The organism is Nocardia sp. CC201C (assembly GCF_030010695.1).
Taxonomy (GTDB): Bacteria; Actinomycetota; Actinomycetes; order Mycobacteriales; family Mycobacteriaceae; genus Nocardia; species Nocardia otitidiscaviarum.
The window spans coordinates 1-12,229 of record NZ_JASCXP010000222.1; the positions used below are offsets into that span (position 1 = coordinate 1).

Below are 12,229 nucleotides of genomic sequence, written 5' to 3' on the forward strand. Positions count from 1 at the left end.
CGGCGCCGGTGGAAACTAGACGCGGCCGATGGCGGCGGCCATCACCCGGATGGCGGAGACCAGGCCGTCGATGAGGTCGCCCTGGAGGCAGGAGCTCAGGGCGGCGGTGGCGCCGAGCTGGCAGACGCGGTCGTTGGCGCGCTCCGCCACCTCGCGGCCGGACCGCACCTCGACGGACTTGGTGTTGGGGTCGACGGCGATGAGCACCGAACGCGCGGCTTCCGGGGTGGTCGGGAACAGCGCGTCCACGCCGGCGGCGGCATCCGCGCCGAGGTCGCCGATGTAGACGTTGAACCGCACCTTGGTGGCACGGGTGGCGTCGGTGAGGGCATTGTCCATGAGCAGCCGCTCGTGGTCGCTGAACGGCACCTCGTTGAAGACGTCACCGGCCTCGTGCACGCCGGATACCCGTCCGCTGCTGGTGACGGCGTAGCCGTGCGGGAGATCGGCCTCGTTCACCGCGGGCCACTTAGAACTTGCCACTTGCCCGGCCTCCGATCAGGTCCGCGTCGGCGGATTCGATTGCCGCATGATTGCCATGCGACTCGGCAGTATCGTGATGACCCGCTCCGGTCACCTCGTCGGTCGCGCTCCACAGCACCGGGCCCTGGGTCCAGGTGTCACCGAGCTCGAAGTGCTCCGGCTTCTTACCGGGGAGCGGCTTGCCGAGATACGACAAACCAGCGATCACCAGATAGATCGCCAACGGGATGCCGACAAAGATCAGCACTGTCTGGAGAATGCTCACGGCTCAACGGTAGACGATGCTTCCGACGCTGCCGACGAGCGGTGAGCGTGTTCACCTACGTGTCGTCGTAGAACGCCTCACACCAGCCACGCGGTGGAATTTGCTGGAAGTTCTCTACCCGATATCGGCGCACTCACCAACAGCACCTCGCCGGCGGGCAGCGTGATCGGGGCGTCCGTGCCGTTGAGCACGCACACCAGCCCCCCGTCCCGCCGGAAGGCCAGGCATCCCGGCGGCGCGCCGTACCATTCGAGTCCCGTACCGGCGAATTCCGGTCGACCGGCCCGCAATTCGATGGCCATCCGGTACAGCGACAGCATGGAGTCGAGCCGCTCCAGCTGGTTCTCCACCGTCAGCCGGGCCCAGCTCGCGGGCATGGGCAGCCAGGGCCGCCCGGTACTGAAGCCGAAATTCGGCGACGCGCCCTCCCACGGCAGCGGTACCCGGCACCCGTCGCGTCCCCGCACGGTGCGCCCGGACCGCTCCCACGCCGGGTCCTGCAACGCCGCATCCGGCAGATCGTCCACATTCGGCAGTCCCAGCTCGGACCCGTTGTAGACGAACACCGAACCCGGCAGCGCCAATTCGAGCATCATCATGGCCCGCGCCCGCGCCTGTCCGAGCCCGCCGCCGCCGTAGCGGGTCACCTCGCGCTCGATATCGTGATTGGACAGCGTCCAGGTGGGCGTGGCACCGACCGCCGCCACGGCGGCCAGCGAATTGTCCACGGCCGCGTGGATCTTCGCCACGTCGAAGGGTGTCTCGGCCAAGCGGAAGTTGAAGGCCAGATGTAGCTCGTCCGGGCGCACGTATTCCCCGAAACGAGTGTTGTCGTCCACCCAGACCTCACCGATGGCCACCGCGTCCGGGTACTCGTCCATCACCTTGCGCAGGCGACGGTGGATCTCGTGCACGCCCGGATTGTTGAAGCGCGGATCGCTGTCGTCGTGTACCAGCATGCGGGTGTCGACATGCGCCATATCGGGCAGGCCCTCCGGTTTGGCCATGCCGTGGGCGACATCGATGCGGAACCCGTCCACGCCGCGGTCCAGCCAGAACCGCATGGTCCGCTCGAAGTCGGCGGCCACCTCCTCGTTCTCCCAGTTCAGATCCGGCTGTTCGGGCGCGAAGATGTGCAGGTACCACTGCCCCGGCCGGCCATCGGGTTCGGTGATCCGCGTCCAGGCCGGACCACCGAAGACGCTCGGCCAATTGTTCGGCGGCACAGCACCGTCCGGGCCACGGCCGTCACGAAAGAGGTAGCGGTCGCGCTCGGGGCTGCCCGGCCCCGCCGCCACCGCGGCCTGGAACCACGGATGCCGGTCACTGGTGTGATTGGGCACCAGGTCCATGGTGACGCGGATCTGCCGGAAGTGCGCCTCGTGGATCACCGCGTCCAGGGCGTCCAGTCCGCCGAAGAGTGGGTCGATATCGCGCGGATCGGAGACGTCGTACCCCCCGTCGGCCATGGGCGAGCGCATGACCGGGCAGATCCACAGCGCGTCGACGCCGAGGAGCTCCAGATATCCGAGCTTCTCCCGCAATCCACCCAGATCGCCCACGCCGTCACCGTTGGAATCCGCGAAGGAACGCGGATACACCTGGTAGAACACCGCCGATCGCCACCACGGGTCGACCGAGGCGTCTCCGGGACCCGACACCGCCGAAATGTCTGTCACAGCCCGTAGTGTGCCAAAGCGGACCGACTCGCGCTGGCGTGTCGCCCACACTTGACGAGATTCAGCAAATGGTCAGTTGACGGCGCAACCCACCGGAAAGACTCAGGGCTCCAAGGGCTTAAGCGCCGAGTAATTCAGAACGGCGAGTTCATGAGCGAATTCGCGGCCATCTCGAAGTAGTCGAGCAGCTGTCTGCGGTGCTGATCATCGAGCACCTCCGGCTCGATCTCGGCCACCGCGATCCGCATGGCCCGCAGCCAGGCGTCCCGCTCCAGCGGGCCCACCTTGAACGGCATGTGCCGCATCCGCAGCCGGGGATGCCCGCGCTCGTCGGAGTAGGTGCGCGGCCCGCCCCAGTACTGTTCGAGGAACATGCGCAGCCGCCGCTCGGCCGGCCCCAGATCCTCCTCCGGATACAGCGGACGCAGCACTTCGTCCGCGGCCACCTCCCGGTAGAACGCGGCGACGAGCCGATGGAACGTCTCGGCCCCACCGACCGCCTGGTAGAAGGACGTCGCAGTCTGCTCACCCGAACTCACGCCGTCCATTCTGCCTGTCGAGCGCGCGGCGGGGATTCCGGGGAGGTGGGGAACCGGATTATCACGGCCCGTTCACCTGAATGTGCCCGACAATGTGCGAAATCACCGTGCATTCCACGTCCGGGCATGGTCAACTTGGTGGCAGTCTGCCGAGTTACCACACACTCCAGCGAATACGAATTCGGGGTTGCACACATGAAGCAGCGGCACGGCGCGCGGCACGAGGCGCGCACACACCGACAACTCCAGCCCGCCGACGTCCACAATCGTGGGTCGGGGGCTCCCTCGCTGCATGTTCTGTCCGACCATTCGTATCCGGGTGCGCGTCACGATCACGCGCATCGCTCCGCCGATTCCCTGCCACCGGTCCCGAGCTGGGCCAAGCGCCGCGTCCTGCTGCTGAACGCGACCTACGAGCCGCTCACCGCCCTCTCCGCGCGCCGCGCCATCGTGCTGCTGATCTGCGACAAGGCCGATGCGGTCCACGACAACCCCGAGGGCCCGGTCGTGCACTCCGCGGGCACCGCGGTCGCCCTCCCCTCCGTCATCCGACTTCGCAACTATGTGCGAGTCCCCTATCGCGCCCGGGTGCCGATGACCCGCGCGGCGCTCATGCATCGCGACCGCTATCGCTGCGCGTACTGCGGCGGCAAGGCCGAGACCATCGACCATGTGATCCCGCGCAGCCGCGGCGGCGCGCATTCCTGGGAGAACTGCGTCGCCTCCTGCGCCCCCTGCAATCACCGCAAGGCCGACAAACTGCTCAGCGAGCTGGGCTGGACGCTGCGGCACCCGATGGTCGCGCCCAAGGGCCCGCACTGGCGGCTGCTGTCGGCATCCTCGGAACTGGATCCGGTGTGGTTGCAGTATCTCGGCGAGGACGTGGCCTAGCCGATTCCCGCCGTCCCAGCCCTCGCCGACCCCACCGCGCTCAGCTGAATTCGCTGATGAGCAGGCCCCAGGTCCCGGATTCGAGCGCCTCGAAGATGTGCGGCAGGTCGCCGGGGTAGCAGATGTAATCGCCGGGATGCAGTTCCACGGGCGCGTCGACATGCCCGACCTTGGCGCGGCCCGCGCACAGCACCACATGCTCGACGACCCCGCGGGTATGCGGATCGGATTCCCGCGGATGCCCCGGCTCCACGGTGAGGCGATAGATGTCCCGGCGGGCATTGGGCGGGGCGGCCGACAGCAGGGCGATGCGGTAGTCGGCCTGCGCCGAGGCCAGCGCCTGCCCCTCGCCCGCGCGAATCACCTGGACCTGCGGGCGCGGCGGATCGAGTAGCTGGGAGAATGGCACATCGAGGGCGACGCACAATGCCCACAGGGTTTCGATGCTCGGATTACCGGAGCCCGACTCCAGTTGCGACAGTGTGGATTTGGCGATGCCCGCGCGCTTGGCGACCTCGCTGAGCGACAACCCGGCACGGGTGCGCTCGCGGCGCAGGGCGGCGGCGATCGCCTCCTGCGGTGAGGCGGGAGTGGGGCTGTCGTGCTGGCTCATATCGGGTTCACAGCGTACCGGGTGATGTTCGTCCATCGCTTTGACGAATCGATCCGATGCGTTCACTATAGACAACATGCGTTCGATATGGCGAACACTGGATCGGGGTGCGCTCACCGGTATCGCGGCGATCTGCCTGGCAATCGCCATGATCGGCGTGTCCTACGGGGCGACCGCCGTCACCTCCGGGTTGCCCGCCTGGCTGCCGATGCTGCTCAGCATCGCGGTCGTGGCGGGCGGCGCCGAATTCGTCTTCATCGGCATCATCACCGCGGGCGGCAGCCTCATCGCCGCCGTACTCGCGGGGCTGCTCGTCAATGCGCGACATCTGCCCTACGGCCTGTCCGTCCCCGATGTGGTGGGGTCGGGCTGGCGTCGCCTGGTCGGCACCCATGTCATGAACGACGAGTCGGTGGCGCTGGCGCTGGCCCAGCCCGATCGCGACCGCCGCCGCGCCGCCTACTGGCTGTGCGGCCTAGGGGTGCTGACCGCGTGGCCGCTCGGGGCTGCCGTCGGTGCGGTCCTCGGGTCGGTGGTGCCCGACCCCAATGCCTTCGGTCTGGACGCGGTCTTCCCCGCCGTCCTGATCTCACTGGTGCTGCCCGCGTTCCACGATACGCTCACCCGCACCGCCGCCCTGATCGGCGCGGGCGTGGCCGCGGTGACCACCCCGTTCCTGGGCGCGGGGCTGCCCATCCTGCTGGCGCTGCTGGCCGTCGTGCTGGTGGCCCGCCGCGCGGGTGACGAACCGGAGCCGGAAACCGGTGCCGAGGGCGCATCGTCATGACCAAGGCGCTCCTCATCGGCACCCTGGCGCTGGCCGTGGGCACCTACGCGTTCCGCTTCGCGGGCCCGGTGCTGCGCCGCCGCGTCAATGTCTCCCCACGCGTGATCCGCCTGTTGGAGATCGCCTCGGTCGTCCTGCTCACGGCCCTGGCTGTCACCACGCTCATCCCCTCGGGCAGCGGCGGTCACGCCGGAATCGCCCTGCCGGCAGGCGTTCTCGTCGCCATCGTGCTCGCCTGGCGACGCGCACCCCTGCTGGTCGTCATCCTGTCCGCGGCCGCCACCACAGCGTTTCTCCGCCTGCTCGGCGTCTCCTGAACCGAGCGAGACCGGCCGCGGCAACTCGGCCGACCGGATCCGAACCGCGCGACGAGCGCCCCGCCGATCGGGAACCCCCGCCGCACGAGCAAGCCCCGCCGGCGTTTCCCGGGCGGGGGCTGGCCGACCGGGTGACCCGGCCGCGATCCGAGTCGGGCCGCATGTATCCGGGAAACCCTCTGCTGCCGAACCGCTCGCCGCGACGCAAGGGCGCACCGACGGGCTCGCTGCCGGAGCCGACTCACCTCGACCCGCACGACGATCAGCACCGCGGCTCCAGCGGAACGGCACCGCGACCCCGCCTGCTGTGCGACCGTCGCCTACTGCGGGAGCAGCGGCATACCCGGCCCGCGGCGGCGGGCGACGGAGCCGTAGCGGGCGTCGAGGCGCAGCCAGGTGCGGGCCGCGCGGACCCGCACGATCTCGTCCACGGAGATGCGCCGCGAATCGGTCTTCTCGCCGCCGTGTGGAATGAAGTCCATAGCGGTGAGAGCGAAGACCACCCGCATGGGGACCTCCACCTCTTCCCCACCGCCCGAGACGGTGAGCACGGTCTGGTCCAGCAGGGAGGCGGGCGGGCCGTGGGCGCTGCCGTGCTCCTGCGCCACCGCCGCCCCGCGCTCGGCCAGCTCGACCAGCATGCGGGCGGGCACATCGTCCACGTGCACGAATCCGGCGGCGGGCGGCAGCGCCGAGCGCCAAGCGGAATCCATGGAGTAGCCGAGGTCGATGGGCTTGCCGGAATCGGGCCCGTGCAGGCCCGACAGCACCGTGTCACCGCCGACGGTGACATCCTCCACGCTCAGCGCCCCGACCACCGTCCGGACCGCCAGGGTTTCGAAACCCGTGGCGGCCCAGGCGGATACGTAGTTCACGCCCCGGCGGCGCAGCCGGATCACCACCGCCGGGTCCAGCCGGACCGCGTGGTTGACGAAGGTGGCCAGGTTCTCCCGCTCGGCCGGATCCGGAATATGAAGTGTCGCTTGACCTGCCACGGTTCAGCTCGACATCATTCGGCCCGCGATCACTCCGCCAGCCACTGCGCGAGATAGTCGCGTTCGTCGTCGGTGAGACGGCGTAGTCGCTGGGTGTCGATATCGAAGGCTGCGAGCTGGGTGGACGCGACCACCGCCGGACGCGCGTCCGGGGCGACCCCGGCCGCGCGCACCTCGTAGGCGACGGTGAAGTCCACCGCGCGCAGCTGCGACACCCACATGGAGACGTCCAGCGGCGAATCCTCGTGCCGCAGTTGGCCTTTGTACTGCACCCGAAGATCGGCGAGCACACAGCCGCGACCCAGACGAGCGGTCGGCCGGTCATCGGTGAACAGCCAGGGGATCCGAGCCTCCTCCAGCAGCGTCACCATGCGGGCATGGTTGATGTGCTGGAACACATCCATATCAGACCAGCGGACCTCGACCTTGGTGTGGAAGCGGGGCGGCTGCGCGAGCGCCACCCTCCCCGCTCCGTTCAGCGAACCGACACTCGTCAACGCGGTACCTCCGATTGCGCTCCCACCCCGCTCACCATGCTGCGCACCTGCCGCGCCGCGACCGACAGCGTGGCGAGGTCGTGGGTTCCGGACTCGAACAGCTCCGACAGCGCCGCACGCGCGCGACCCAGTCGAGACTGGTTTTTCGACTCCCAGTATGCAATCTTCTCCTCGGCCGTCTCCTCGGGGTCTCCGGCGGAGAGCACATCCAGGGTGAGCGACCGCAGCGAACCGTACATGTCGTCGCGCAGCGCCAGCCGGGCCAGCGCGTGCCAGCGATCACCGCGTTCCAGGTGGCTGACCGCCTGCAACAGCCAGTCGATCTTGAGGTGATCGTTGAGCGCGTAGTACAGCGCGCCCACCTCGTCACCACCCCGGTCGGTGATGTCGGCGATATCGATCACATCCAGCAGCGGGAACAGGTTGAGCAGCCCCAGCACCTCACTGGCCAGCTCGGCCGGAGCGCCGCGCCCGATCAACACCTGCGACTGCGCCATGAGCGAGTCGATGTGATGGCCGCGCAGCCAGCCGGGCACCTTCGGCGAGAGCGACCGCACCGACGCGGCGTAGCGATGGATCTCCGCACCCACGGCGATCGGCTGCGGCCGATTGTTCAGCAGCCACCGGGAGGCGCGGTCGAGGGTTCGCTTGGTCTCCAACTCCAGCGCGTCCTTGACCGAGGTCGCGACGCTCGCCGCCCGGATACGCTCCCAGACCGCGTGCAGATCGAAGATCTGGGTGGCGGCGGTGAAGGCCCGCACCGCGTCGGAGGCCGTCGCCCCGATCTCCTCGTTCAAACGGAACGCGTACGTGATGCCGCCCAGATCGACCACCTCGTTCACCAACATGGTGGTGGTGATCTCCCGGCGCAGCCGATGCCGCTTGATGGCCGGGCCGAACCGCTCCCGCAGCGGTGTCGGGAAGTAGTCGGGCAGCCGGGCGGCGAAGTAGGCGGTATCGGGCAGATCGCTGCCGAGCAGGTCGGTCTTGAGCGAAAGCTTCACGTGCGCCATGAGATTCGACAACTCGGGCGAGGTGAGCCCGGTCCCCTCCTCCAGCCGCCGCTTGATCTCGGCGTCCGACGGGAGCGCCTCCAGATCGCGGTCCAGCCCGCGCCGCTCCTCCAGATCCTGGATCACGCGCACCTGCACATTCAGCATGCGCGACGCCTCCGCCCGCGACATGCCCATCAGATAGTTCTGGGAGACGTTGTCGCGCAGCACCAGCGCCGCGACCTCGTCGGTCATGGAGGCCAGCAGCGGATTGCGCTCGGATTCGGCGAGTTCTCCGCTGCTCACCACGCCGTCGAGCAGGACCTTGATATTGACCTCGTGGTCGGAGCAGTCCACACCCGCGGAGTTGTCGAGCGCGTCGGTGTTCATCTTGCCGCCGTTGCGGCAGAACTCGATGCGCCCGTGCGCGGTCACGCCGAGGTTGCCGCCCTCGCCGATCACCCGCACCCGCAGCTCGTTGCCGTTCACCCGCACCGCGTCATTGGACTTGTCGCCCACCTCGGCGTTGGATTCGGTGCTGGCCTTGATGTAGGTGCCGATGCCGCCGTTCCACAGCAGCTGCACCGGGGACTTCAGGATGGCGCGCATGAGTTCCGGCGGCGACAGGGCCGTCACGCCCTCGTCCAGGCCCAGCGCCTGCCGGGCCTGCTCGCTGATCGGCACTGATTTGACGGTGCGATCCCACACCCCGCCGCCCGCGCTGATCAGAGAGCGGTCGTAATCCGCCCAGGACGAGCGCGGCAGTGCGAACATGCGCTGCCGCTCGGCGTAGGAGGTCGCCGCGTCGGGGTTGGGGTCCAGGAAGATGTGCCGGTGGTCGAAGGCGGCGACCAACCGGATGTGCTCGGACAGCAGCATGCCGTTGCCGAATACGTCACCGCTCATATCGCCGATGCCGACCACGGTGAAATCCTGGGTCTGGGTATCGATATCCATCTCGGCGAAATGCCGTTTGACGCTCTCCCACGCGCCCTTGGCGGTGATGCCCATGGCCTTGTGGTCGTAGCCCGCGCTGCCGCCGGAGGCGAAGGCGTCGCCGAGCCAGAAACCGTACTGGCGGGCAACGTCATTGGCGATATCGGAGAAGGTCGCCGTGCCCTTGTCGGCGGCCACCACCAGGTAGGTGTCGTCGCCGTCGCGGCGCACCACCCGCGCGGGCGGAATGACCTCGCCGCTGGCGCGGTCCACATTGTCGGTGACATCGAGCAGACCGGAGATGAAGGTGCGGTAGCAGGCCACGCCCTCGGCCTGCAGCGCCTGCCGGTCCGCCACCGGATCCGTGGTCGCGGCCGGAGGCTGCTTCACCACGAACCCGCCCTTGGCGCCGACCGGCACGATCACGGCGTTCTTCACCGCCTGCGCCTTCACCAGGCCCAGGATCTCGGTGCGGAAATCCTCGAGCCGGTCCGACCAGCGCAGGCCGCCGCGCGCCACCGGGCCGAAACGCAGATGCACGCCCTCCACTCGCGGCGAGTACACGAAGATCTCGAATTGCGGCCGGGGCTTGGGCAGTTCGGCGATCTCCTGCGGCTCCACCTTGAACGACAGGTAGTCGCGCGGACGCCCCTCGGCATCGGTCATGTAGTAGTTGGTGCGCAGCGTGGCCCGCATCAGTCCCAGGATGGCGCGCAGAATGCGGTCGGCATCCAGACTCACCACATCGTCGATGCGGCGGCGCACCGCGCTCTCGAGCTCGCGGGCCTGCTCCGCGTCGGCGGAATCCGGGTCGAAGATGGCCGCGAAGAGGTCCACGAACAGCTGCGAGACATCCGGGTAGGCCAACAGTACGCGGGTGATGTTGGCCTGACTGTAGGGAAAACCGGCCTGCTGCAGGTACTTCGCGTACGCGCGCAGGATGGAGACCGAGCGCCAGGGCAGTGCTGCGCGCAGCACGAGTTCATTGAGACCGTCGGCCTCCGCCCGCCCGTACCACATCGCCTCGAAAGCTTCGATGAACCGCTCGCGCAGGCCGCGGACCTGCACGTCGAGCAGGTGCATGCGCTCGGCCGACTCCACCAGTTCGGCGTCCATGTTCCGGTCCAGTGCGCTGCGCAGTAGCTCGGGCCGGGCCAACAGGCCGAAATCGTAGATCCAGCGCTCCGGGCCGTGATCGAGTTCGATCTGGTACGGCCGCTCGTCCACGACCTCCACCCCGAGGCTCTGCAGCACCGGCAGCACCTGGCTCAGCGAGATGCTCGCGCCGCCGATGTAGAGGCTGAAACGCCAGCAGCCCGGCTCGGAGTCGGAGCGCCGATACAGGTGCTGGTCGATCCCGCCGTCTTGAAGCCGTTGCAGGCGAACGATATCCGCCAGCGCCCGGCCCGCGCCGAAATCCTCCTTGTAGCTCTCCGGGAAGGCTTCGGCGTAGGTGGACACCACCGCCGGATCGAGCACGGCGGAGGTGGCGACCTCGTCGTTGAGGTGGTCCTCCCAGGTGCGGCTGGCCTCGGCGAGCAGGTGCTGGATCCGCAGCCGGTTGGGTTCGGAGGTGTCGGCGACCCCGCCCTGGTCTGGCAGGCGCACCGTGAAGTACACGCTGGCGAGTTCGCTTTCGGAGACCCGCGCCGAGTAGTCGATGGACGCGCCACCGAGTTCACGCACCAGGATGTCCTGCATCTCCAGGCGCACGGCGGTGGTGTAGCGGTCGCGCGGCAGGTACACCATGCAGGCGACGAACCGGCCGTAACCGTCCAGGCGCAGGAACAGCCGAACCTGGCGGCGCATACCGACATTCAGCACCGTGCTCGCGGTACGGCGCAGGGTTTCGGCGTCGGAGGAGAACAGCTCGGTGCGTGGGAACGACTGGATGACCTCCAGCATCTCCTGACCGGAGAAGGAGTCCAGGTCGAAGCCGCTCGCCTCGATCACCCGGCGCACCCGGCGCTCGATGACCGGGATGTCGAGCACGTTCTCGTGCATGGCGGTGACGGTGAAGACGCCGATGAACAGGTGCTCACCGGTGACGACGCCCGATTCGTCGAATTCGGCGACGCCCACGAAGTAGGGGTAGACGGCGCGATGCACGGTGGCCGGCACCAAGCCCTGGGTCAGCATCAGCAGCGGCTGGTCACCGCTGTTGTCGGGGACGCGGAAATCGGTGCCCACATTGGGGCGCAGCACCCCGAGGCTGGTGTCGGGGCGCACCACCGACTTGGTGGTGCCGTCCACGGTGGTGCGCTCGTAGCGCGCGTAGCCGAGCACGGTGAAGTGCCCGTCGGCCAACCAGCGCAGCAGATTCGCGCAGTCGGTCAGATCGGTGGCGGAGAACGGGGACCTGCTCGCGGCAGCCGCGGCGTCGAGTTCGTCGGCCACGCGTTCCTGTGCCTCGCGCATGGCCTCGGTATCGCCGATGACATCGCGCACGTCGGTGAGCACGTCCGGGATGGCCGATTCGATGCGCTCCAGCTGCTCTCGACTGGTGGAGGGGTGCAGCTGGATGTGCATCCAGGACTCGCGCAGCCCGGTCGCGCCGTTGCCGTCCACCTCGTGCGGGACGGCGGTCTCCAGGGTGCCGTCGGCGTCGCGGGTGACCTCGAAGATGGGGTGCACGACCTCGCTGACGCTGATGCCCATGCGGTTCAGCGACGAGGTGACCGACTCGACCAGCAGCGGCATATCATCGGTGACCAGTTGCAGGGCGGCCCCCAGGCAGGACTCGTCCTCCTGGTGGTGGACCTTCACATTGGCCGTGCCGCGTCCGCGCTGGATGGCCAGCTCCACATGACTGCGGAAGATCTGCGTCGATGTCGCCGGGATCGCGCAGTCCGCGTCCCCGGCGTCGACGTGTCGGAAGTACGCCTCCTCCAGCGACACCAAGTTGCCGCGCAGCGATGCGGGCAAACTCGCAGCCCATGCCGCGCTGGACAATTCGGACGAGACGGTCATTTTCGCCAGCTCCTCGGATTCGGTTCCGTAACAAAGTGACGCCGGTCCCGAGAGTAGCTGGGCGCGGGATGCGCCGGGCTCAATTCCTCTCAATGCCGCGCCGCGTCGTACAGACCCGACAAACAAGGCAGAGCGGCGTTCACCGCGATGCCGCCGAATCGCCAGGTGGCGTACGACAAATCTTGCATCCGAACGGCTTTCGCGCACTAGTGCGTTTGCGCTACGCACTGAGTTCGCTCTCAGATTGCCAGCGGACATGGCTGAG

At 68.3% G+C, this 12,229-nt stretch carries 11 protein-coding genes; 3 read left to right on the forward strand and 8 right to left on the reverse strand.

Annotated features, from left to right (window positions below):
• Nucleotides 1–15 precede the first annotated feature (15 nt).
• The 4 genes from QK444_RS21855 to QK444_RS21870 form a co-directional block, all read right to left on the reverse strand.
• Nucleotides 16–483: a DUF5130 family protein gene (locus QK444_RS21855; protein WP_282783160.1), complete on the reverse strand. Its 468-nt coding sequence runs from the start codon at nucleotides 481–483 to the stop codon at nucleotides 16–18.
• Complete coding sequence (locus tag QK444_RS21860) at nucleotides 470–748, reverse strand: hypothetical protein (protein ID WP_282783162.1); 279 nt, start codon at nucleotides 746–748, stop codon at nucleotides 470–472. Before QK444_RS21860 ends, QK444_RS21855 begins: the two co-directional genes overlap by 14 nt.
• A 77-nt stretch (nucleotides 749–825) precedes the next feature.
• Complete coding sequence (locus QK444_RS21865; RefSeq protein WP_282783178.1) at nucleotides 826–2,418, reverse strand: glycoside hydrolase family 13 protein; 1,593 nt, start codon at nucleotides 2,416–2,418, stop codon at nucleotides 826–828.
• A gap of 143 nt (nucleotides 2,419–2,561) precedes the next feature.
• Entirely contained in the window at nucleotides 2,562–2,975 is a 414-nt protein-coding gene (locus tag QK444_RS21870; protein WP_282783164.1) for a globin, read from the reverse strand.
• Between the two features lie 186 nt (nucleotides 2,976–3,161).
• On the opposite strand from QK444_RS21870, the gene QK444_RS21875 reads away from it, so the two are divergent.
• Nucleotides 3,162–3,857: an HNH endonuclease gene (locus QK444_RS21875; RefSeq protein ID WP_282783165.1), complete on the forward strand. Its 696-nt coding sequence runs from the start codon at nucleotides 3,162–3,164 to the stop codon at nucleotides 3,855–3,857.
• Nucleotides 3,858–3,897: 40 nt separating this feature from the next.
• Here the strand turns inward: QK444_RS21875 and QK444_RS21880 are convergent, their stop codons facing one another.
• Nucleotides 3,898–4,470, reverse strand: a complete 573-nt coding sequence (locus QK444_RS21880; RefSeq protein WP_282783167.1) for an XRE family transcriptional regulator — start codon at nucleotides 4,468–4,470, stop codon at nucleotides 3,898–3,900.
• A 76-nt stretch (nucleotides 4,471–4,546) separates the two neighbouring features.
• Here QK444_RS21880 and QK444_RS21885 point away from each other — a divergent pair, with 76 nt between their 5' ends.
• Entirely contained in the window at nucleotides 4,547–5,257 is a 711-nt protein-coding gene (locus tag QK444_RS21885) for an AzlC family ABC transporter permease (RefSeq protein ID WP_282783169.1), read from the forward strand.
• Nucleotides 5,254–5,574 carry an AzlD domain-containing protein gene (locus QK444_RS21890; RefSeq protein ID WP_282783171.1) on the forward strand — a complete coding sequence of 107 codons (321 nt, stop codon included), beginning with the start codon at nucleotides 5,254–5,256 and terminating at the stop codon, nucleotides 5,572–5,574. The genes QK444_RS21885 and QK444_RS21890 overlap by 4 nt, the downstream gene beginning before the upstream one ends.
• Before the next feature lie 320 nt (nucleotides 5,575–5,894).
• On the opposite strand, the gene QK444_RS21895 is transcribed toward QK444_RS21890, so the two are convergent.
• The 3 genes from QK444_RS21895 to QK444_RS21905 are packed head-to-tail and all read right to left on the reverse strand — an operon-like array spanning nucleotide 5,895 to nucleotide 11,964.
• Nucleotides 5,895–6,569: a hypothetical protein gene (locus QK444_RS21895; protein ID WP_282783173.1), complete on the reverse strand. Its 675-nt coding sequence runs from the start codon at nucleotides 6,567–6,569 to the stop codon at nucleotides 5,895–5,897.
• A 29-nt stretch (nucleotides 6,570–6,598) separates the two neighbouring features.
• Nucleotides 6,599–7,030: a thioesterase family protein gene (locus QK444_RS21900; protein ID WP_255222021.1), complete on the reverse strand. Its 432-nt coding sequence runs from the start codon at nucleotides 7,028–7,030 to the stop codon at nucleotides 6,599–6,601.
• 32 nt (nucleotides 7,031–7,062) lie between these two features.
• A complete protein-coding gene (locus QK444_RS21905) occupies nucleotides 7,063–11,964 on the reverse strand; it encodes an NAD-glutamate dehydrogenase (protein ID WP_282783176.1) in 4,902 nt (1,633 codons plus the stop codon).
• Between the last annotated feature and the right edge of the window lie 265 nt (nucleotides 11,965–12,229).

What these genes read in the sequence shown, in the direction of transcription:
- QK444_RS21870 (WP_282783164.1), bottom strand. Translation starts at nt 2,975, where the DNA reads ATGGACGGCGTGAGTTCGGGTGAGCAGACTGCGACGTCCTTCTACCAG.
- QK444_RS21875 (WP_282783165.1), top strand. Translation starts at nt 3,162, where the DNA reads ATGAAGCAGCGGCACGGCGCGCGGCACGAGGCGCGCACACACCGACAA.
- QK444_RS21880 (WP_282783167.1), bottom strand. Translation starts at nt 4,470, where the DNA reads ATGAGCCAGCACGACAGCCCCACTCCCGCCTCACCGCAGGAGGCGATC.
- QK444_RS21885 (WP_282783169.1), top strand. Translation starts at nt 4,547, where the DNA reads ATGCGTTCGATATGGCGAACACTGGATCGGGGTGCGCTCACCGGTATC.
- QK444_RS21890 (WP_282783171.1), top strand. Translation starts at nt 5,254, where the DNA reads ATGACCAAGGCGCTCCTCATCGGCACCCTGGCGCTGGCCGTGGGCACC.
- QK444_RS21905 (WP_282783176.1), bottom strand. Translation starts at nt 11,964, where the DNA reads ATGACCGTCTCGTCCGAATTGTCCAGCGCGGCATGGGCTGCGAGTTTG.